The 22129-nt window shown below is 64.3% G+C and carries 14 protein-coding genes; 8 read left to right on the top strand and 6 right to left on the bottom strand.

Going from position 1 to position 22129, the window contains the following annotated elements:
• The first annotated feature begins 94 nt into the window (after positions 1 to 94).
• Genes LJ656_RS30695 through LJ656_RS30685 form a run of 3 tightly spaced genes read left to right on the top strand, consistent with a single transcriptional unit; the run spans position 95 to position 4288 of the window.
• The gene (locus LJ656_RS30695; protein ID WP_230513227.1) at positions 95 to 1813 is read left to right on the top strand and encodes a long-chain fatty acid--CoA ligase; all 1719 of its coding nucleotides are present in this window, start codon (positions 95 to 97) and stop codon (positions 1811 to 1813) included.
• Positions 1810 to 3390: a class I adenylate-forming enzyme family protein gene (locus tag LJ656_RS30690; RefSeq protein ID WP_230513226.1), complete on the top strand. Its 1581-nt coding sequence runs from the start codon at positions 1810 to 1812 to the stop codon at positions 3388 to 3390. Before LJ656_RS30695 ends, LJ656_RS30690 begins: the two co-directional genes overlap by 4 nt.
• Positions 3383 to 4288 carry an SDR family oxidoreductase gene (locus tag LJ656_RS30685; protein WP_230513225.1) on the top strand — a complete coding sequence of 302 codons (906 nt, stop codon included), beginning with the start codon at positions 3383 to 3385 and terminating at the stop codon, positions 4286 to 4288. The genes LJ656_RS30690 and LJ656_RS30685 overlap by 8 nt, the downstream gene beginning before the upstream one ends.
• 138 nt (positions 4289 to 4426) lie before the next feature.
• On the opposite strand, the gene LJ656_RS30680 is transcribed toward LJ656_RS30685, so the two are convergent.
• The 5 genes from LJ656_RS30680 to LJ656_RS30660 form a co-directional block, all read right to left on the bottom strand.
• Positions 4427 to 5611: an ABC transporter substrate-binding protein gene (locus LJ656_RS30680; RefSeq protein ID WP_230513224.1), complete on the bottom strand. Its 1185-nt coding sequence runs from the start codon at positions 5609 to 5611 to the stop codon at positions 4427 to 4429.
• A 73-nt stretch (positions 5612 to 5684) separates the two neighbouring features.
• Complete coding sequence (locus LJ656_RS30675; RefSeq protein ID WP_230513223.1) at positions 5685 to 6392, bottom strand: ABC transporter ATP-binding protein; 708 nt, start codon at positions 6390 to 6392, stop codon at positions 5685 to 5687.
• Positions 6379 to 7143 carry an ABC transporter ATP-binding protein gene (locus LJ656_RS30670; RefSeq protein WP_230513222.1) on the bottom strand — a complete coding sequence of 255 codons (765 nt, stop codon included), beginning with the start codon at positions 7141 to 7143 and terminating at the stop codon, positions 6379 to 6381. Before LJ656_RS30670 ends, LJ656_RS30675 begins: the two co-directional genes overlap by 14 nt.
• Entirely contained in the window at positions 7136 to 8161 is a 1026-nt protein-coding gene (locus LJ656_RS30665) for a branched-chain amino acid ABC transporter permease (protein ID WP_230513221.1), read from the bottom strand. Before LJ656_RS30665 ends, LJ656_RS30670 begins: the two co-directional genes overlap by 8 nt.
• Positions 8158 to 9021, bottom strand: coding sequence for a branched-chain amino acid ABC transporter permease (locus LJ656_RS30660; RefSeq protein WP_268998843.1), 864 nt, complete (start codon positions 9019 to 9021; stop codon positions 8158 to 8160). The genes LJ656_RS30665 and LJ656_RS30660 overlap by 4 nt, the downstream gene beginning before the upstream one ends.
• Positions 9022 to 9941: 920 nt before the next feature.
• Here LJ656_RS30660 and LJ656_RS30655 point away from each other — a divergent pair.
• The gene (locus LJ656_RS30655; RefSeq protein ID WP_230513219.1) at positions 9942 to 16247 is read left to right on the top strand and encodes an autotransporter domain-containing protein; all 6306 of its coding nucleotides are present in this window, start codon (positions 9942 to 9944) and stop codon (positions 16245 to 16247) included.
• 97 nt (positions 16248 to 16344) lie between these two features.
• Here LJ656_RS30655 and LJ656_RS30650 read toward each other — a convergent pair whose 3' ends face one another.
• On the bottom strand, positions 16345 to 17436 hold the full coding sequence (locus LJ656_RS30650) for a porin (protein ID WP_230513218.1): 1092 nt from the start codon (positions 17434 to 17436) through the stop codon (positions 16345 to 16347).
• Positions 17437 to 18107: 671 nt separating this feature from the next.
• On the opposite strand from LJ656_RS30650, the gene LJ656_RS30645 reads away from it, so the two are divergent.
• From LJ656_RS30645 to choW, 4 genes are all read left to right on the top strand, one after another.
• Positions 18108 to 18419, top strand: a complete 312-nt coding sequence (locus tag LJ656_RS30645) for a hypothetical protein (RefSeq protein ID WP_230513217.1) — start codon at positions 18108 to 18110, stop codon at positions 18417 to 18419.
• Between the two features lie 234 nt (positions 18420 to 18653).
• A complete protein-coding gene (locus LJ656_RS30640) occupies positions 18654 to 19781 on the top strand; it encodes a VIT1/CCC1 transporter family protein (RefSeq protein WP_230513216.1) in 1128 nt (375 codons plus the stop codon).
• 274 nt (positions 19782 to 20055) lie between these two features.
• Positions 20056 to 21231 carry a quaternary amine ABC transporter ATP-binding protein gene (locus LJ656_RS30635; protein ID WP_230513215.1) on the top strand — a complete coding sequence of 392 codons (1176 nt, stop codon included), beginning with the start codon at positions 20056 to 20058 and terminating at the stop codon, positions 21229 to 21231.
• A complete protein-coding gene (gene choW, locus LJ656_RS30630; RefSeq protein ID WP_230513214.1) occupies positions 21224 to 22126 on the top strand; it encodes a choline ABC transporter permease subunit in 903 nt (300 codons plus the stop codon). Before LJ656_RS30635 ends, choW begins: the two co-directional genes overlap by 8 nt.
• Positions 22127 to 22129 lie beyond the last annotated feature (3 nt).

Below are 22129 nucleotides of genomic sequence, written 5' to 3'. Positions count from 1 at the left end.
GTCGCGACGGTGCGCCGGGCTTTGCCCCGACGCGCCCCTCGAAGCGTGCGCCGCAACGCACCGCCAGAGCACATCGAACAAGCCGGAGACGCCTGTGAACGAACACCATTACCCGCATTGGCCGCCGCAAGTGACGCGGCATCTGACGCTGCCGCAAACCAATCTCTTCTACAACGCCGAAGTATCGGCAACGCGTTTTCCCGACAAACCGTTCATCGTCTATTACGACACGCCGGTCACGTTCGCGCAGTTCCGCGACGAGGCCGAACGGCTCGCCGGTTTTCTGCAGCAGGAATGCGGCGTGCAGGCCGGCGATCGCGTGCTGCTCTATATGCAGAACAGTCCGCAGTGGATCATCGCGTACTACGGGATTTTGCGGGCGAACGCAGTGGTGGTGCCGGTCAATCCGATGAACATGAGCGCGGAGCTCGCGCATTACGTCGAGGACAGCGGCGCGACCACGATCATCGCGCCGCAGTGTCTGTTCGACAACGTCGAGCCGCTGCTCGGCGGCGGCCCCGGCCAGGGGCTCGAACATGCGATCGTCGCGACTTATAGCGATTATCTGAAGCGGCCGTCGCCGATCGCGGTGCCCGAGTTCGTCGCGGCGCCGCGTAAGCGGATCGAACGCGCGGGCGTGACCGCCTGGCAGGATGCGCTGGCGCGGCGTATCGCGCCCGGGCCGCTGACCGCCGGCCCCGACGACCTGTGCGTGATGCCGTACACGTCGGGCACGACCGGCCGGCCGAAAGGTTGCATGCATACGCATCGCAGCGTGATGAGCACGCTGGTCGGCGGCTGCGTGTGGTTCGGCGCGGCGGCCGACGGCGTGCATCTGTCGGTGCTGCCGTTTTTCCACGTGACCGGCATGCAGGGCGGAATGAACTCCGCGCTGTACTCGGCTGTGACGATCGTCGTGATGTCGCGCTGGGATCGCGATGCGGCCGCGTTCTGCATGCAGCGCTACCGGATAACCGCATGGCAGTCGATCTCGACGATGATGGTCGATTTCCTGTCGAACCCGCGGCTCGGCGAATACGATCTGTCGAGCCTGTCCGGCACGCGCGGCGGCGGCGCGGCGATGCCCGACGCGATCGCGAAGAAGCTGAAGGCGCTGACCGGGCTCGATTATGTCGAAGGCTACGGGATGACGGAGACGATCGCGGCCACCCACATCAATCCGCCGCAGCGGCCCAAGCCACAGTGTCTCGGCATTCCGGTGTTCGACGTCGACTCGCGGGTGATCGATCCCGTCACGTTGCAGGAAGTGCCGCGCGGCGAGACCGGTGAGATCGTCGTCAACGGGCCGCAGGTGATGCGCGGTTACTGGCGCAACCAGAAGGCGACCGACGAAGCATTCGTCGAACTCGACGGCAAGCGTTTTCTGCGCACCGGCGACCTCGGTCATATTGATCAGGATGGCTACTTTTTCATGACCGACCGCCTCAAACGGATGATCAACGCGTCCGGCTACAAGGTCTGGCCGGCCGAGGTCGAGGCGCTGATGTACCGGCATCCGGCGATTCACGAAGTCTGCGTGATCGGCGTGAAGGACGAAAAGCGCGGCGAGACCGTCAAGGCGCTGGTCGTGCCGACTCCGGCGCGCGCCGCGGATATCACCGCGCAGGAGATCATCGACTGGGCGCACGAGCAGATGGCCGTGTACAAGGCGCCGCGCATCGTCGAATTCGTCGCGTCGCTGCCGAAGTCGGGCAGCGGCAAGATCCTGTGGCGCAAGCTGCAGGAGGAAGATGCCGCGCGCACGGCGGCGGCCATTGCGGGCAATGCGGGCAACGGAGGCGCGACGCAATGAACTGGCTCGACAGCTTGATGGACCAACCGTTCGTCTGCATCACCGACATGCTGCGGCGTTTCGCGAGCGAGCGTGCCGACCATCCGGCGCTGATCTGCGGCGACGAAGTGGTCACCTATGCGGCGCTCGATGCGCGTGTCGACCGTTTCGCCGCCGCGTTGCAGCGCGACCGCATTGAGCCGTGCGACGCGATTGCGCTGTGCGCGAATGCATCGATCGACTACGCGGTCACATTTCTCGGTGGCCTACGCGCGGGTGCGGCCGTCGCGCCGCTTGCGCCGTCGTCGAGCGCCGCGAGTCTGGTCGGGATGATCAGCAATTCCGGCGCGCGGCTGCTGTTTCTCGACGCCGAGGTCAAGCGCCTGCTCGAACCGGTCGCGAGCGAAATCAGCGCGACGCCGGTCGCGCTCGACGCGCACGCCGGCAGCATCGCGCTCGACACATGGCTCGCACCGGAGGGCGCCACACCCACGCCGGTCACGATCGATCCCGCGTGGCCGTTCAACATCATCTATTCGTCAGGCACGACCGGCACGCCGAAAGGCATCGTGCAATCGCACGCAATGCGCTGGGCGTACGCGGTGCGCAGCGTACAACGCGGCTACGGGCCCGACGCGATCACGCTGATCTCGACGCCGCTCTATTCGAACACGACGCTGGTGAGCTTCATGCCGACGCTGACGTTCGGCGGCACCGTCGTACTGATGCCGAAGTTCGACACGACGCGCTACCTCGAACAGGCGCAACGGCATCGCGTGACCCACACGATGCTAGTGCCGGTCCAGTATCAGCGGCTGATGGCGCATCCGGAGTTCGACCGTTACGACCTGTCGAGTTTTCAGGCGAAGTTCTGCACCAGTGCGCCGTTCGCGGCGAGCCTGAAGGCCGACGTCGTGCGCCGCTGGCCCGGCCGGCTGACCGAGTACTACGGGATGACCGAGGGCGGCGGTTCCTGCCAGCTGGAAGCGGACGAGTGGCCGGACAAACTGCATTCGGTCGGCCGGCCGATGGAAGGACACGACATCCGGCTGATCGACGAGCGCGGCAACGAGGTCGCGGTGGGCGAGGTCGGCGAAGTGGTCGGCCATTCGCCGGCGATGATGACCGGCTACTATCGCCAGCCCGACAAGACCGCCGATGCCGAATGGTACGACCCGGACGGCAAGCGCTTCATCCGCACCGGCGACATGGGCCGCTTCGATGCCGACGGCTTTCTGACGCTGCTCGATCGCAAGAAGGACATGATCATTTCGGGTGGCTTCAACGTTTATCCGAGCGATCTGGAAGGCGAGCTGCGCCAGCATCCGGAGGTCGCGGACGCCGCGGTGGTCGGCGCGCAGTCGGAGCAGTGGGGCGAAACGCCGGTCGCGTTCGTGGTGCTGCGGCCGCACGCACAGATCGACGAGGCCGCGCTGCTCGCGTGGGTCAACGCGCGTGTCGGCAAGATGCAGCGGCTATCCGCGCTTAACTTTCTCGATAGCCTGCCGCGCAGCGCGATCGGCAAGGTGCTCAAGCGCGAGTTGCGCGAGCAGTTCTACCCGGCCACATCAATCCGCAATGGGGCAGCGCATGGATAATTTCGCAGACAAGGTCGCGGTGATCACCGGCGCGGGCTCCGGCTTCGGCCGCGAGTTCGCGCGGCTCGGCACGAAGCTCGGCATGCGGCTGGTGCTCGCGGACGTGGAGCACGACGCGCTCGACGACACGCTCGCCGAAGTCACCGCGGCCGGCGCGCAGGCCATCGCGCGACGCGTCGACGTATCGAACGGCGAAGCAGTGGACGCGCTTGCCCGCGCGACGCTCGATACTTTCGGCAGCGTGCATCTGTTGTTCAACAATGCGGGCGTCGGCGGTAACGGCGGGCTCGTGTGGGAGAACACGGAGCGCGACTGGCAGTGGCTGCTCGGCGTTAACCTGTGGGGCGTGATTCACGGCGTACGCGCGTTTACGCCGTTGATGCTCGACGCGGCGAAGCGCGATGCCGGCTATCGCGGGCATATCGTCAATACCGCGTCGATGGCGGGGCTGCTCGCACCGCCGCTGATGGGACCGTATAACGTGTCGAAGCACGCGGTGGTCGCGCTGAGCGAATCGCTGTATCAGGATCTGTCGCTGGTCACGCAGCAGGTCGCGTGTTCGGTGCTGTGTCCGTATTTCGTGCCGACCGGCATCGCGAACGCGCAGCGCAACCGTCCAGCCGAGCTGTCGAACGACCTGCCGCCGACGCTGTCGCAGCGCGTCGCTCGTGCATTGAGCGAGAAGGCGGTCAGCTCGGGCAAGGTCAGCGCGGCAGCGGTCGCGGCGCTGGTATTCGACGCGATCCGCGACGAGCAGTTCTATATCTACTCGCACCCACACGCGCTGAACCCGGTGAAAACGCGCGCCGAGGACATCGTCACGCCGCGCAATCCGACCGATCCGTTTGCCGAGCGGCCGCAGGTGCGTGAGCAGATCGTGGCGGCGCTGAACGGTTAGTCAAACGAAGCGAAGCGGGGATAACGGAACCGAGGAGGTTCCCGCCCGCGGCAGAAAGAAAAAGCACGGTGAAATTCACCGCGCTTTTTTCATGCTTCCAGTTCCGCTATAAATTCCAGAACGATTCGAGTACGACGCTTATTTCGCCGCCGTCAGTGAAGTGAGCGACGCCTCCTTCAACTGCCCGCCCTGAATTACCGCCGCAAGCGGATTGCCGATCACGAAACCGCCACGATCGTCGACCCCGGTCACGCTCTGCGGGTTGTTTTGCGGCGGCAACGCCTTCACGGCCTTGTCGAACTGATTGCGGATCGCGCTCGCATCGCTGGTGGTGCCGGCGAGTTTCATCGCGAGCGCAGTCGCATACACGGCCGTGTAGTTCAGCGACACCTCCTGGCTCGGATCGCGCCCGCCATGGGTCTTGCGGAAACGCTCGACGAACGACTTCGCGTTCGGCGTCGTCTCGTTCGCGAGCGGCAGCACGCCGATCGCGCCATTGAGCGGCGCATAGCCGTTGGTGACCTTCGCGACCTCGTCGAGCTTGGCCTGATCCATCACGATGAAGCCGCCCTTGAAGCCGAGTTCGCGCGCCTGCTGCGCGACGAGGCCGGTCGGCTCCGACGGTCCGCCGATGAACATCACGTCCGGCTTGGCCGCGAGCACGCGGCTCACGCCGCTGTAAAAGTCGGTCGCGCGGTTATACGACATCGCGTTGTCGGCGACGATCGTGCCGCCGGCCGCTTCCCACGCGGGCTTGAACGCGGCGACCCAGACCTTGCCGTAGTCGGTATCGGTCGCTGCGAGCGCGGCCTTCTTGCCGTAGGTCTTCATCTCGTACTTGATGAACGCGTCCAGATACGACGTGAACGCCGGCGGAATCCGCACCGTCAGCCGGTTGCCGCGCTCGCTGATCTGCGGCACGCTGGTGTACGACAGCAGCAACAGCTTCTGCTGCTCGTTGCTGGTCTGCACCGCGAAGCCGCCGCCCGAATGCGGGACCAGCACGACCGCGGCCTGCTGCTCCTGGGCGAGCCGCCGCGCGTTGATCGCGGTTTCGCTCGGATTGTATTTGTCGTCGAGCGGGACGATTTCGAGTTTGATCTTCTTGCCGGCCACGTCGATGCCGGCCTGATTGACGTCGTCGGCGGCCATCCGCATCCCGTCGAGCACTTCCTGGCCGTACTTCGCGGCGCCGCCGCTGAGCGGTCCCGAAAAGCCGATGTGCACGACCTGCTGCGCCATCGCGGCGCCGGAGCCGAGCAGCGCGGCGGCCGCGGCGATCGCCAGCCCTCCGGTGCGAGCGCGCAAGCGTTGTTTCGTCATTCCTGTCTCCTTGGGATGATTGCCCGTTCTGCGGGATACGTTGTGTAGAGGTGCGAAGCGTCGCTGCCCGCCGCTAACCGCCGACATAAGCGCGCCGCACCGCCTCGTTATTCATCAGGCTCGCGTGATCGCCTTCGAGCACAATGCGGCCGTTCTCGATCACATACGCGCGATGCGCGATCTTCAGCGCGGCGAACGCGTTCTGTTCGGCGAGCAGCACCGTGGTGCCGGCGCGATTGATCTGCTGGATCACGTCGAACACCTGCTTGACGACCAGCGGTGCGAGGCCGAGTGACGGCTCGTCGAGCAGCAGCACCTTCGGGCGCGCCATCAGCGCGCGGCCGATCGCGACCATCTGCTGCTGGCCGCCGGACAGCGAGCCGGCCGCATGATCCTTGCGCTCGGCAAGCAGTGGAAACAGGCTGAACACCTGGTCGAGATTGCGCCGGTTGCCGGCCCGGTCGCCGCGGTGCACGTACGCGCCGAGCGTCAGATTCTTCAGCACCGACATGCCCGGAAACAGCTTGCGTCCTTCGGGACACTGGATCACGCCGCTTCTGACGATCTGCGCGGGCGTCATCCCTAGCAGTTCGCGATTGCCGAAGCGCAGGCTGCCGCCGGCCGCGCGGCGCAGCCCGCTCATCGTCAGAAAGATCGAACTCTTGCCCGCGCCGTTGGCGCCGAGTAGCACGACGAGTTCGCCGTCGCCGGCATGCAGGTTGATGCCGTCGAGCGCGCGGAAACTGCCGTAATCGAGCGATACGTTGTCAAACTTCAGCATGCTCGCTCCCGAGGTAAGCGTCGATCACGGCCGGGTTCGCGCGAACCTCGGCCGGCGTGCCTTCAGCGATCTTGCGCCCGTAGTTGAGCACCATGATGCGGTCCGCGAGCTTCATGATCATGTTCATCTTGTGTTCGACGAGGCATACCGTGATGCCGTGCTTCACCAGCTTGCGGATCAGCTCGGCCAGTCCTTCGGTTTCCTCAGGATTGACGCCGCCGGCCGGCTCGTCGAGCAGCATCAGCTTCGGCTCGGTGGCGAGCGCGAGCGCGAACGCGACGCGCTTGCGCTCTTCCTGCGAGATGTCGCCGGCGAGCCGCTGCGCGAGCGCGGCAAGGCCGACGAAGTCGAGCGCTTCGCGGGCCTTGTCGCGACAGACCCGTTCTTCCTGTTGCAGACGGCGCGTATTCAGCAGTACATCCCACAGCCCCGACTGCGTGCGCAGCCGGTGACCGACGATCAGGTTGTCGAGCACCGTCGCGCGATCGAACAGCGCGGTCGACTGGAACGTGCGCGCGACGCCGAGCCGCGCCATCCGGTCGGCGCCGAGTCTGGTCACGTCCTCGCCGTTGAACACGATGCGTCCGGACGACGGCAGATGCGCGCCGCTGATCAGATTGAAGAAGGTAGTCTTGCCGGCGCCGTTCGGCCCGATGATCGCGTTGATCTTGCCGGCCTCGATGCGAGTGCTGACATCGTCGACCGCGACGAGACCGCCGAAGCGTTTGCTGAGCGAGTCGATTTCAAGCATGACCGTCTCCATGCGAGGCCCGCGGCGCGCGCGAGTTTTGCGCCGCGTTGGCACCGCCGTTCGACGCTGCCGCGCGGCCCGCGCGTTTGTGCTGCCGCGCGTGATACAGCCCGACGATGCCGTTAGGCAGGAAAATCACCAGCAGAATCAGGATCGGGCCGAACACGACGAAGCGATATTCCTGCAGGAACTGCAGATACTGCGTGAGCCACGGCACCAGCAGCGCGCCGAGCAGCGGGCCGGCCAGCGTGCCGATACCGCCGACCAGCATGTACATCGTCATGTCAAAGGTATGCTCGACGCCCGCGAGGTCCGGGCCGAGAAAGCGCACCGCGCCCGCATAGAGACCGCCCGCGAGCCCCGCATAGATCACCGACAGCACGAACGCGAGCACCTTGTTGCGCATCAGGTTGATGCCGAGCGATTGCGCGAGTCCGTCGCTGTTGCGGATCGCCATGAAAGTGCGGCCGAGCAGCGAGTTGACGATGCGATGCATCAGCCACACGCCGAGCACCAGAAACGCGAAAGTCAGGTAGTAGAGCGCGCGCGGCGTCTCGAACGACACGAGCCCGAAACCCGACGGCGCCGGAATCCCGATGATGTCCGTCACCCCATGCGTGAGCGAATCCCATTTCTCGATCACGAGAAACATGATGTAGCCGACGCATAGCGTGAAGATCGAAAAGTAGTGGCCGCGCAGACGCAGCGATACGAGCCCGACCAGCGCGCCGAACGCCGCGACCACCACACCCGCGGCGACGAACGCGAGCCAGAACGGCACCTGATGATCGACGGTCAGGATACCTACGGTATACGCGCCGAGCGCCATGAAGCTGCCGTGCGCGAGATTGAACTGGCCGGTGTAGCCGGTGATCAGATTCAGACCCACGGTGGCCAGCGCAAAGATGTACGCGGTGGACATCACGGTCAGCATGTAGTCGTTGCTCGCGGCGAACGGAAACGCGAGTCCGAGCGCGAATAGCAGCGTCCAGCCCGTCTTGCCCTCGAATAATTTCATGATGCGCGCAATTGCCTCGCGAAGAGTCCTTGGGGACGTACCGACAGAATCACCACCAGCAGCACGAACGCGATGATGTCCTTGTAGTCGGTCGAGATATAGAAGGCGCCGAAGCTCTCCGCCATGCCGATGATCAGCCCGCCGACGATCGCGCCCGGCACGCTGCCCATGCCGCCGAGAATGATGATGACGAAGGCCTTCAGGATGACCAGTTGGCCCATTGCCGGAAAGACCAGATTGATCGGCGCATAGAGGGTGGCGGCGACGGCCGCGAGCAGGCCCGAGATGCCGAACGTGAGCATCGTCACCTTGTTCGTGTCGATGCCCATCAGCGACGCGCCTTCGCGGTCCTGCGCCATCGCGATTACGCTGGCGCCGATCACCGTGTAGCGCAGGAACAGTTGCAGCAGCGCGACGAGCGCAAAGGCCGCGCCGATGATCAGCAGCCGCTGCAAGGGCGCGCTGACGCCGCCCAGATCGACAATGCCGGTGTAAGGCGTCGGCATCCGGTGGAAATCGGCGCCCCACAGCGCCTGCGCGCCGGCTTCGAGAAACAGCAGCAGACCGATCGCGGCGATCATCGGATGCAGTTCGGAAGACTTGCGCAGCGAATGGAACACGAGGCGCTCGGCGAGGATCGCGAGCAGCGCGACCGCGAGGCCGGAACCGAGCATCGCGAACCAGTAGTTCACGCCGAGGCGGCTGATCAGAAAGAACGACACGAACGCGCCGACCATATAGAACGCGCCGTGCGCGAAGTTCGGCACCGCGAGAATGCCGTAGACCAGCGTGAGACCGAGCGCGACGAGGCTGTAGATGCCGCCTAGCGTCAAACCGTTGAGGACCTGCTGCAAGAACATATCCACGCTTCGATATCCTCCCACTGGACGTACCGCTGTGCGTTGCATCGGCGACGGCGCATGCCGCGCGGCGACGCGCGACAGGTGCGGACGGAACGGCGGCCGCGGGTCCGAAGTCAAACCGCACCCGGACCGCCGATGCTTGAAACCGCGCGCTTTCGAGCGCATTGCCGAACACGAAAAGGCGCGGTAGTGCCGGAGAAATTTGGCACGGGCGTTCGCTTTCCGTCAATAGGTTTTTGCGCCCGCTTGTTCTGCATTGCAGATTATTAGGGAAGTCACTTAGACGGTCACCAGGCGCGGCCGAGACGCTTGGGAATGCTGGCGCCCGATGCAATGAGCGGCGCCGGTGTCTGGGGTCCATGCGGAAGATGCGGCATATCGTGCGGATGCGAGGGAGGAGGGGAGGGTCCCAACGATGCGTTGATGGCGCGGCCGGCGCGGCTGCTTATTCTGCGATGCAGAAGCTATCCCGGTGCGCATGGGTTTTTCGAAACATCGCTCCGGAGCCCTGATTCCCGACGCCGGTCCGTCTATTTTCGTTGCTTTAAAGCCGCGTGGTTAGGTCGTGCTCAGTCCGAAAACTCGTCGTACTTTCCGAATTTGCTGCGATCGCCATTTGCCTTGCGCGCTGTTTGGAATCCACGGTTTTCGTGCCGTTTTCATGCCATTTTTGCCGCCATTTCCGCGTTTTTCGCCTCATATCGATTTTGTCAATAAATGTCAGAAAACACGGGTGAGCGGGATTGCATTCGGATTAGTCTGATTCCCTCTACGACAAGTTGCAAGTTACGATCGCAAAAAAAACAGAAAAGCTTGGTGCAAGCCTTCGATGCGCCACGTCACCCCCGAATACCCCATGCGGATCGTATCGCGACTCCGAGGGAATCCTTTGGCTCTTTCGTATAACAGGCATAAAGATGAATAAGGCGTATCGCTGTATCTGGAATAGATCCTTAAATGCGTGGGTCGCGGTATCCGAACTCGTGACGCGCAGCGGCAAGTCCAGGTTGGGCAGCGATGCCGTCGCCGCGCGCGTGCGCAGCAGGCATGTTTTCGTCAGAAAGCCGATCGCCGCGGCGGCCGCCCAGATTGCACTGCTGGCGGCCGCGCCGTTTGCATCTGCGCAGGTGGTTATCCCGGCGGGAACCGATATCGGCACCTATCTCAATTCCGGCACGAACTGGTCCGCCTCCGCATATCGCTTTACGCTCAACTCCAATGCGAGTTGGAATAACGCCGTTTCGTTGAATACGGCCGCTCATTCGACGCTGGAACTCGACGGCAATGGTAATGCCGTTACGCGAAGCGGTAATTACATATTCAATTTAACGAATGCCGTCAATAACAATTCAATCACGCTTTCGAACCTGAATTTCGGGCAAACCGCTAATTCCGGTTATGCGATATTTTACGATGCTGGCGGTGCGCATACGTCGAATATCAATCTTAATAACGTCACGTTCAACGGCTTGCAGGGCGGTTTCGGCAACGTGTTCTACCTGAACGGCACGACCGGCAGCACGTATATGAACGTGAACGCCGGCAGCGGGGCGGATGGCGTCACGTTCTCCAACAACGTGTCGACCGGCGACGGCGGCGGCGTGATCTCGATGTACGCCGGCAACGCGACGTTCAACGGCGATTACACGTTCGACTCGAACAGCACCGACAACTACGGCGGCGCGATCGCGATGTACCAGAGCCCCGGTGTAATGACGTTCAACGGCAACACCGTGTTCAACAACAACTCCGCGAAATACTACTTCGGCGGCGCTATCGACATCTGGGGCGGCGCCTCCACGCTGACCTTCAACGGCGACGCCACGTTCACCGGCAACCACGTCGTCAGCGCGCAGACCGGCACGGGCAATCCGCGCGGCGGCGCGATCAATATCGGCTACACCTCCCCGGGTTCGGGCGCGTCGGTCGTCCAGTTCAACGCTCCCGTGCTGTTCGACGGCAACTATGTGGTCTCGACCGGCGCGGGTGGCTCCGCATACGGCGGCGCGCTCAGCGCGTTCGGCAACGGCTCGTCGTACAACTACCGCTACATTTTCAACGACGCCGCGATCTTCCGGAACAACTACGCGATCAAGGCCGGCAGCGGCGCCGGCGAAGGCTCGGGCGGTGCGATCTATTACGATTCGGCCGCGGCGCTGGTGAGCTTGCAATCCGGTACGCAGTTCCTCGACAACTACGCGTCCACTTACGGCGGCGCAATCTATCTGCAGTCCGGCACGGTATCGCTGAGTGCGCTGACGGACAACATCGTGTTCCAGGGCAATAAGCAGGGTGTTCAGTTCAATTCGTCCTACCAGCCAGTCGCGGGCACCGGCAGGCCGAATGCGATTTATCTCGGTTCGTCGGGCACGCTGACTCTGAACACCGCGGCCGGCAATCAGATCCTGTTCTACGATCCGCTCGGCTCGATCGCCGGCTCGACGGTCACGGTCAACAAGACCGGCGACGGCGACGTGGTCTTCTACGGCGACAACGGCGCGAGCACCAGCTACGACTCGGCGATTCAGGCCAATACGTTGGTGCAGGGCGGCAATTTCGTGCTGGCCGACGGCGTCAATTACGGCAGCAAGTCAGGCGGCACCTTCACGATCACCACCGGCAACGGCACCGCGGGCACCTTGCAGGGCAACGACGGAACGAGCGTGCGCGCACAGACGCTGAACCTGCAAAACGGCGGCACGATCGACGTCGCCGGCGGCCTCTTCACGCTCGACGCGAACAGCATCAACGTGAGCGACGGCGGCAAGATTTCCGGCAGCGGCACGCTCGCGGCCACCAGCAACATCAACCTCGGCGGCAATGCGCTAGCCACCGTCGAGGCCGGCAACACGCTGAACGTGACGGGCCTGCTGGCCGGCAGCGGCGGTCTCACCACGCAGGGCGGCGGCACGCTCGAACTGTCGAACGGCGGCAACAGCTATACCGGCGCGACCGTGGTCGCGAGCGATGCCACGTTGCTCGGCGGCGTTGCCAATGCGTTTGCAGGCAGCGGTACGGTTGCAGTCGACGGTACGCTGGACCTGAGCCAGAACAACCTCGACCAGACCGCGAACGGCCTGTCCGGCACCGGTTCGGTGCTGCTCGGCACGGCCAGCCTGACGTCGGGCGGCAGCGCCAACACTACGTTCTCGGGCGAGATCGACGGCTCGGGCGCCCTGAACAAAACCGGCACCGGCACGCTGACGCTCGCCGGCACCAACACCTATACGGGCGGCACGACGATTTCCGGCGGCACGCTGGGCGCAACCAGCGGAAGTGCGCTCAGCAGCGGCGCAATCGCCAATAGCGGAACGCTGCAACTGGACTTCGCGAACGACAGCACGCTGGCCAACCAGATCAATGGCTCGGGCACGCTGCTCAAGACCGGCGCGGGCACCGCGACGCTGAGCGCGGCGGACTCGGACGCGGGCACGGTGAACGTCTCGGCCGGCACGCTCGCGTTCGAGCAGAGCGGCGTGTTCACAGTGTCGGATAGCCTGACCACGGGCAGCGGCGCGTCGACCGTGCTCGGCGCCGACGCCCAGCTCGAGATCGCCAACGCGCTCACGCAGCAGACCGACTCGGTTCTCAGCGTGAACGTCAGCAGCCAGAACGGACCTTTGATCACGGCCGACAGCGCATCGCTCGGCGGCACGCTGAACGTGGCGGGTTTTAGCGCCGCGCAGCCGGGGGCGGCCAGCGAGGTGCCGAACTCGACGATCAACGTGATCAGTACGACGAACGGTATCAGCGGCGATTTCTCGTCGGTGAGCGTCGGTGGCGCGACGAGCCCGGTCGATTATCTGTCGGTCACCACGCAGAAAAGCGCGGACAACCTGAGCTACGGCGTCGGCCTTGGCCTGACGTGGAACGCGGGCGCGACCGAAGGCAACGGCACGTTCACGCTGACGGATGCGTCTGAAGCGTTCAATCTCGACGTCGCACTGTCCGACCAGTCGGCTTCGGCCACGGGCTGGAACGGCACCGATCTGACCAAGAACGGCGCCGGTACGCTGACGCTGTCGCAGCAGAACACCTACACGGGAGCGACCACGGTCAATGGCGGTACGCTTGCCACCGGGATCGACGATGCGTTCGCCGACAGCTCGAGCGTGACGATCAACAGTGGCGCGACGCTCGCGCTGAACGGCCATTCGCAGACTGCCAACGAGTTGTCGGGCGCGGGATCGATCGATCTCGGTTCGTCGGCTGAAGCGGTGCTGACCGCCAATAACGCGTCCGATCTGACGCTGTCCGGCACGATCGCAGGCGCGGGCGGCTTGACCAAGACCGGCGCGGGCGAACTCACGTTGAGCGGCATCAACAGCTACAGCGGCGGCACCACGGTCTCGGACGGCGCGCTCGTCGCCACCAACGCGAGCGCGCTCGGCACCGGCGCGATTATCAACAACGCGGCGCTGCAGCTCGACTTCGCCGACAGCGGCGTGCTGTCCGGCAACCTGTCGGGTAGCGGCAGCCTCACGAAGACCGGCGCCGGCACCGCGACACTGAGTGCGGCGACGAGCGCGGGCGCGGTGTCGGTCGATGCGGGCACGCTGCAGTTGAGCCAGAGCGGCGCGTTCGACGTGACCGACTACACGACGCAAAGCGGCGCGACCACGACGATCGACGGCGTGTCGCAACTCGCGGCGAGCGGCACCTTCACGCAGGCGGCCGATTCGACGCTGAACATCCAGGTGGGCGCGAACGCGCCGGTGGTCAGCGCGGATAGTGCGAATCTGGACGGCGCGCTGCGCGTCACCGGCTTCTCCACGCCGGAGCCCGCGTCGGCGAGCGCGCTGACAGGTTCCGTGTTCAACGTGATTCAAACCACCAACGGCATCACCGGCGAGTTCACGTCGGTCGACCTCGGCGGCGCGGCCAGCACGGTCGACTATCTGACCCTCGCCGCGCACAAGAGCGCGGATAACCTGAATTACGGCGTCGGCTTCGGCCTGAAATGGGAGGCGGGCGCAACCGGTGGCAATGGCACCTTCACGCTCGCAAACGCAACTGAAACCTTCAACGCCGACACGGTGCTGTCCGACCAGGTCGCGTCCGCTACCGGCTGGAACGGCACGGACCTGACCAAGAACGGCGCGGGTACGCTGACGCTGTCTGCGCAAAACACCTACACCGGCACGACCACCGTGAACGGCGGCACGCTCGCCGCCGGCATCGACAACGCGTTTGCCGACAGCTCGGCGGTGACGATCAACAGCGGCGCGACGCTGGCGCTGAACGACTTCTCACAGACCGCGAACAATCTGGCGGGCGAGGGTACGGTGAATCTCGGTGCGTCGGCGCAGACCGTGCTGACGGCCAATAACAGCACGGATACGACGTTCGCGGGCACGATCGACGGCGCGGGCAGCATCACGAAGGCCGGCGCCGGCACGCTGACGCTCGGCGGCGCCAACAGCTACGCGGGCGGCACCACGATCACCGGCGGCACGCTGGTCGGCTCGGCGGCGAGCTTCGGCTCGGGCGCGATCGTCAACGATGGCGCGCTGGTGATCGACCAGGCGAGCGCCGCTACTTTCGCGAATGCGATCGACGGCACCGGCAGCCTGACCAAAACCGGCTCGGGCTCGTTGAATCTGACCGGCGACAGCAATCTGTCCGGCGCAACCACCGTACGGAACGGCCTGCTCAGCGTGAACGGCTACCTCGGCAATTCGGCGGTGACCGTGCAGAACCACGCGACGCTCGGCGGCAACGGCACACTCGGCCAGACAAGCATCGAGGGGGGCGGCACGATCTCACCAGGCAACTCGATCGGCACGCTGCACGTGAACGGCGATTTCTCGCAGGCCGCCGGTTCCACCTATCACACGCAGATCGACCCGTCGAACAACACCGCCGACCAGATCGTTGTGAACGGCGCGGCGACGATCGATCCGGGCGCGGTGCTCAATGTCGAGAAGATCGCGCCGGGCGTCTATCCGCTCAATGCACAGTACACGGTGTTGAGCGCGACCGACGGCGTGACCGGCAGCTACTCGCTCAGCGGCGATCTGAACGGCGCGTTCTATGGTCTGACCGATGCGTATGACGCGAACCACGTCTACCTGAAGTCGGTGAAGATGCGCGACTTCGTCGATGCAGCGAACACGCGCAACGAAATCGCCACCGCGGCTGCGTTGCAGACGCTGCCCGACGGCAACGCGATGAAGGACGCGGTCAGCATGCAGAGCAACGACGAAAATGCGCGTCTCGCGTTCAACCAGCTGTCGGGCGAGCTGCACGCGTCGGTGAAGACCGCGTTGATCGACGACAGCCGCTATATCCGCGATACCGCGATCGGCCGCGTGCGGCAGAGCTTCTGCGCGGCGGGTGCGGATGACGCCATCGCGACCGCGGGCGGCGCCGCCGCCGGCTGCTCGGCTCGCGAAACCGAACCGGCCGTGTGGGCGCGGGCGTTCGGTGCGTGGGGCGACATCGATGGCGACGGCAATGCCGCGCGTCTGCGTGACAGCACCGGCGGCTTCCTCATCGGCACCGACACGCTGGTCGCCGAACGTTGGCGCGTGGGTGCGCTGGCCGGTTATAGCCGCAGCAACTTCAATGTCGACGACCGCAATTCGTCGGCCAGCAGCAATAACTATCACCTCGGCGTTTATGGCGGCACGCAGTTGGGCAACCTCGGCTTGCGCAGCGGTGCGGCGGTTTCCTGGCATTCGCTCGACACCAGCCGTTCGCCGTCGTTCGTCGGCTATTCCGACAGTCTGAGCGGCAGCTACAACGCCCGCACCGCGCAGGTGTTCGGCGACGTCGGCTACAGCTTCAAACTGCCGGCCGCGACGATCGAGCCGTTCGTCAACGTGGCCTATGTGAATCTGCGCAACAGCGGCTTCACCGAGCAGGGCGGCGCGGCGGCGCTGGCCGGCAAGTCGGGCAACACCAACACGGCGTTCTCGACGGTGGGTGTGCGCGGCTCGACCGACCTCGCGCTCGGCAGCAAGACGAAGGTCACGTTGAACGGCACGCTCGCATGGCAACGCGCGTTCGGCAACACTGTGCCCGAGTCGACGCTCGCGTTTGCCGGCAGCGATCCGTTCACCGTCGCCGGTGTGCCGATCGCGCGCAATGCGGCACTCGTGCAGGCGGGTGTGGACTTCAAGGTGAGCGACGCGACCACGCTCGGTTTGAACTACGCCGGCAAGTTCGGCGGCGGCACCACGAGCCAGACCGTGCAGGGCACGCTTAAAGTGAAGTTCTAAGCAGCATCTGGCAGGTAACCCGCGGGCGACGCCATGCCGATCAGGCATGCGTCGCCCGTTTCTTTTGCAAGCGATCTGCGAGCTGTGCAGACCTCGTTCAGAACGTATGCCGGATGCCGACGTTCACGCCCGCGGTCGTGCCGGTCGGCAGATTCAGCGCGTTGTTGACCGACAGCCCGGTATGCATGCGGCCGTGATTGGTCACAAAGCCGACCTGCGCATAGGTGACCGTCGCCTTCGACAACGAGTAGGTGAGCCCGCTCGACGCGAGGATCGAATTGTTCGAGCCGTCGTTCGCGTCGCGCGTGACCCAGATACCCGCATCGATATTCAGCGCCGGCGTGATGCCGTAGCTCGCGCCGCCCGAGTACACGCGATTGTTGAACGAACCGGCGACCTTGTACTGCGTGTACGACGCTTTCAACGTGAGGTTGTCGAACGAGTAGCGCGCGCCGAGCGTGCGTCCCCAGAACGCGACCACGCTCGGAATCGCGATCGATGCCGCGCTGCCTCCCGCATTGCCGCTGTATAGCCCGCCATCGAGCGTCAGGCCGCCGAAGTGATAGCGCACGCTCCCCGAGTACTGCCGCCCCGCCTGAAAGTTGCCGGCGCTGCCGCCGAACGCAAACATGCCGCTTGCCTGCAAGCCGCCGATTTCCGGCGACGTGTACGAGATGCCGTTCGGGTTGAACAGGCCGGTCACGTACACGTTGTTCAGATAGGGGATGAGACCGCTGCCGAAGTAGCCCATCTCGCGCGGATCGGCATCGTAGATCGCGAGAAAGAACGGTGAGAACTGCAAGCCGGCCTTGACGTTGCCGTAGCGGCTATCGATACCGACCCACGCCTGCCGGCCGAACAGATTGCCGTTCGAATTGCCCAGCGAACCGTTGGCCACGCTGATGCCGCTTTCGAGCATGAAGATCGTGCGCATGCCGCCGCCCAGATCTTCCACCCCGCGCATTCCGAAGCGCGAGCCGGACAGCCCGCTATCGGTGAACGAGTATTGATGACCGGCGTTCTGGCCGGTCGTCGCGTTGAGGGTTTTACTCGTATACAGCAGCGATCCATCGACGATCCCGAACAGCGTGACGCTGCTTAGGGCATCGGCATGCGGGGCCGCGCTCAGCGCCCATGCCCCCACCAGACCAAGAATGATTCCCACCCTATTGCGATGACCTGCCGGCATGCTGCGTGTCTCCTTGTTTGTACGTTATTGGATAAACGGCGAAACAGGTGCTGTGCTGCGGGGCGGTTTCGCTGGGCGACGAACTGTCCTCGCAACCGGATAAGGAATGCGAAATATCGATCGATTGACGAGGGGGCCGCGGATCGAACGCGCTTCTTGCAGGTGTGCTGATCTCCTGATTCAAGATGACGCCCGCGCTCGGCGCTGCATAGTCGCCGCAGCGATTTGCGCCGTGTGCATGCAAAGTGCAGGGCGCAATTTCGCACGATCGTTCGGACTATGTCAACGAGGGAAACCGACCGAAAAACTGCAATGCAGATCAAAATAGGGAAAACACCTAAATCAAGCGCGGTGTCTTATAGACCGGAGTAAGTAGCTGTAATGAATTGAGAAATTCCGGATTGGGCGATTTGAAATGCTTCTTTTCCCGAGCATGCATATTCCGCACAGTGGAATTGCCTGACAATGCGACGCCATCGGCGACAAGCGCGCCGGGGCGCAGTCTGTAGCCCCCTCACAGTCGGCATCAAAGGCGCTATCCCAATTCCGCGTATTTGCCTGTAAGCTGCCATGGACGGATTTGCGAGGGTGGTTACGTGATCCGTCATGGTGCATACGTTTTACAGCTGGACTACAACTTATTACCAATTCATTGCAAGGGATAATCAGTTATGAAGAGCTTCGCTATCAAACGAATCATGCTTGGGATTTCGGCCGCCGCATTCATGGCCGGCACGATCCCGCTCGCGTCCGCGCAAGGCACCGATGCCGCCGCGCCGGCCGCGAGTGCCGCGAAGCCCTCGAAGGCCGAACTCAAGGCCGAACACAAGGCAGCTCGCAAACAGGCTCGCGCAAAGAAGAACGCCGAGTTGAAGAAACTCGAAGACGCGGGCTACCAGCCGGCGGCCAATGATCCGAACTACCCGAACAAGCTGCAGGAAGCGGAGAAGAAGGCCGCCGCCGCTAAGGGCGCAAGCCAGTAAGCGCATCCGGCAGACCCGGCGCAACGCATCGGTCATCGAGCGGGCGCCGGGTGTTTTCATTGTCTTCATGATGCTGTCATCGCGGTCGAATTCCGGCCAGCTTCGCCTCCCTTCAGTACGCGGATAAAAACGCGATTGCTTCTCGCTCATTCCATGTTTTAGGGCCTTTCGTGCCGCGGGTTTCGAATCGGTTACGCTGAGCCGTCAACAACGCGACCCGAACCGCACGAGATCATGGCAACCAAGCATGAAGTCAGGCGCTACAAGGCAAATCTCTCCGACGAACTGCACAGCGCCGCCCTCTACGAGACGCTCGCGAGCGTCGAAAAAGATCAAACCCGCAAGCAGGTCTATCAGGACCTCGCACAGTCCGAGCACAGCCACGCACAGGTGTGGGCCGACAAGCTCAAGTCCCACGGCGTGCAGCCGAAGGGCCACGGACACGCGGTGAAAACCCGCTTGATGAAAGGCCTCGTGCGCGTGTTCGGCGCGAACTTCGTGTTGCCGACGCTCGCCGCGGCCGAATACGCGGACCGCAATAAATATCGCGGTCAACGGGACGCGGGCCGCATGTCGGCGGACGAACATCATCACGCGGCCGTGGTGCAGACGCTCGCCGGCGGCGGCGATCCGAACCTCGCGCCGGGCGCGCGCATCGCCGCGGCCGAGTCGTGGCACAAGAGCGCGGCGTCGGGCAACGATCTGCGCGCCGCGGTGCTCGGCGCGAACGATGGCCTCGTGTCGAACTTCTGTCTGATCATGGGCGTGGCCGGCGCGGGCACCGGCAACCAGGCGATCCTGCTCACCGGCCTCGCCGGACTGATCGCGGGCGCGTGTTCGATGGCGCTCGGCGAATGGCTGTCGGTCACCAATGCGCGCGAACTGGCGAGCACGCAGATTGCCAGGGAGGCCGAAGAAATCGACGAACAGCCGGAAGCCGAGGAGCATGAACTCGCGCTGATCTATCGCGCGAAAGGGCTCGACGCGAACGAGGCCAAACGCGTCGCCGCGCAGATGATGCGCAACAAGGACAAGGCCCTCGACACGCTCACGCGCGAAGAACTCGGCCTCGATCCGGCCGAACTCGGCGGCAATCCGTGGTCGGCGGCGGGCGTGTCGTTCTGCCTGTTCGCGCTCGGCGCAATCTTTCCGGTGCTGCCGTTTCTATGGAGCCGAGGCGTCAGTGCGATCGTTCAGTGCGTGGTGCTGAGCATGCTGGCGCTCGCGTCGATCGGCGTGTTCACGTCGTTGTTCAATGGCCGCGGCGCGGCTTTTTCGGCATTCCGGCAGATCGTGATTGGCCTCGTCGCGGCGGGGTTTACGTTCGGCGTCGGGCGCCTGCTCGGGGTGTCGATTTCGTGAGCCGGCTGTAAAGCCGTATTCGGACGAATCACCGTGGGGCCACGCCAATGCGATCTGCTTTGGCGCCACATGCGCGCGACATGCCCGCGACGTCGCTCGAAACCCGCCAACCCCTTGTCCAGCAAGGCTTTTCCCGCCGCAAAGGCGCTCCTTACGGCCGTCAGGTGTCGCATTTCCTCATGTGGTTGTCGCAATTAGTCGGCAACCCGCACTTTTTTCTGGCAACTATGTAGTCAATGCGCGGACGACGCTCCGCACGCCAGGAGAGCATCCGATGAATTCCCCCAAGGTCGTGGTCGAAGGGCTGTGCAAGGTATTCGGCAGTAATCCGAAACAGGCGCTCGCGATGCTGGCCGGCGGCGCGACGAAAGAAGAGGTGTTCGCGCGCACCGGTCAGATCGTCGGCGTACACAACGTGTCGTTCGAGGTTCAGGAGGGCGAGATCTTCGTGCTGATGGGCCTGTCCGGCTCCGGCAAGTCGACGCTGATTCGCCTGATCAATCGGCTCGTCGAGCCGACCGCCGGCAAGGTGCTGATCGATGGCCGCGACGTCGCCGCGGTGCCGCGCGGCGAGCTGATCGCGGTGCGCCGCAAGGACATGAGCATGGTGTTCCAGTCGTTCGCGCTGATGCCGCAACGCAACGTGCTGTCGAACGCGGCGTTCGGGCTGGAAGTGGCCGGCGTCGCCCGCAAGGAGCGTGAAGCGCGCGCGATGACGGTGCTCGAGCAGGTCGGGCTCGCGCCGTTCGCGCACAAGCTGCCGTCCGAACTGTCGGGCGGCATGCAGCAGCGCGTTGGACTCGCGCGAGCGCTCGCGGTGAATCCGTCGCTGATGATCATGGACGAAGCATTCTCCGCGCTCGATCCGCTCAAGCGCAAGGAAATGCAGAACGTGCTGCTGGAGCTGCAACGCGAACAGCAGCGCACGATCCTGTTCGTGTCGCACGATCTGGAAGAGGCGATGCGCATCGGCACCCGCATCGCGATCATGGAGGGCGGCCGTGTGGTGCAGATCGGCACGCCGCGGGAAATCATCAAATACCCCGCCGACGACTACGTGCGCGCGTTCTTCGAAGGGATCGACACGAGCCGCTATCTGACGGCCGGCGATCTGATGCAGACCGACGCGGTGCCGCTGATGCACGCGCCGCAGATCGACGCATCGAGCGTCGCCGCGACGCTCAACGGCAGCGCCGAGTACGCGTTCGTGCTCGACGGCGCGCGGCGGATCCGCGGCTTCGTATGCCGCGACGCGAGCGGTAGTGCGTCGCCGCAACTCAATCAGATCGAGTCCATCGACCGCAGCACGCCGCTGAACGACGTGGTCGAGCGCGTGGCTGCGAGCCGCGCGCCGCTGCCGGTCGTCGAAGCCGACGGCTCCTATTGCGGTTCGGTCAACAAGACGAACGTGCTGAACGTCCTTACGCGCCATCGAGGTTCCCATGTCTGAAATCATTCCGATCGGCGCCTGGGTCGATCACGGCGTTCACTATCTGCTCGAACACGACGCGAAGACCTTCGACACGATCGGCAAGGTCATCGAAAGTTTTGCCGCGGCGGTCGAGCACGGTTTGCAGGCGGTGCCGATGTGGGCGCTGATGGCGTTGTTCGTCGGCGTCGGTTTATGGCGGGTCGGCTGGCGTTTCGCGCTGTTCACGCTGGCGGCGCTGCTGCTGATTTACGGCACCGGCTTCTGGGATCAGATGGTGATCACGCTCGGCCTCACGCTGTCGTCGACGGTGATCAGCCTCGTGCTCGGCGTGCCGCTCGGCATCTGGATGGCCAGGAGCCGCACGGTCGAGATGATCGTGCGCCCGGTGCTCGATCTGATGCAGACGATGCCGGCGTTCGTCTACCTGATCCCGGCCGCGATGCTGTTCGGCCTCGGCCGGGTGCCGGGGATTCTGTCGACGGTGATCTTCGCGATGCCGCCGGCGGTGCGTCTGACCGCGCTCGGCATCAAGCATGTGAATCACGAGATCGTCGAGGCGGGGCAGGCGTTCGGCTGCACGCCGTGGCAACTGCTGTACAAGGTGCAGTTTCCGAATGCGCTGCCGTCGGTGATGACCGGTGTGAACCAGACCATCATGATGGCGTTGTCGATGGTGATCATCGCGTCGATGGTCGGCGCGGGCGGTCTCGGCAACGACGTGCTCGCGAGTATCCAGCGGCTCGATATCGGGCTCGGCTTCGAGAGCGGGATGTCGGTGGTGATGCTGGCGATCATTCTGGACCGCATCACCGAGAGCTTCGGCCGCGCGCCGGGCAAGGCACGCGCGCCGCTGTTCGCCGGGCTGCGCGGTGCGATGAAGGTGCGCCGCGAGCCGGCCGCGCAACACGGCTGACCA

Origin of the sequence: Paraburkholderia sejongensis, assembly GCF_020880815.1 — a bacterium.
Taxonomy (GTDB): Bacteria; Pseudomonadota; Gammaproteobacteria; order Burkholderiales; family Burkholderiaceae; genus Paraburkholderia; species Paraburkholderia sejongensis.
Note: the sequence above shows the minus strand (reverse complement) of the source record. Positions and strands in the feature narration are given on the sequence as shown.